The sequence below is a fragment of the Chitinophaga qingshengii genome (assembly GCF_014529935.1).
Lineage (GTDB): Bacteria > Bacteroidota > Bacteroidia > Chitinophagales > Chitinophagaceae > Chitinophaga > Chitinophaga qingshengii.
In genome coordinates, this window is record NZ_JACVFC010000031.1 from 1 (window position 1) to 233 (window position 233).

Annotated in this window: 1 protein-coding gene; it reads right to left on the reverse strand. The window is 49.4% G+C overall.

The window, feature by feature from the left end; translation table 11 throughout:
* Window positions 1-233: hypothetical protein (locus ICL07_RS32235; protein ID WP_188092177.1), on the reverse strand; the 233-nt coding region annotated here is incomplete at both ends.

Sequence of the window (233 nt, forward strand, 5' to 3'; positions counted from 1 at the left end):
GGCACTTCATTGAGTGTCAGTTTGATAGTAGATGTTTTATCGTCACACACGCCATTGCTGATAGTCCAGGTGAGGGTAGCGGTAGTCGGCGCAGTACCATTGAGAGTAACCGTAGTGTTGTACAGGTTCGGTTTGTCAATGGATACATTGTCCGCGCTGGTCCAGGTACCTGTTTCTCCATCAGCGGTAGCAGGTTCGTTGGCATTGAGCTGGAACACATTGTTACCACACTG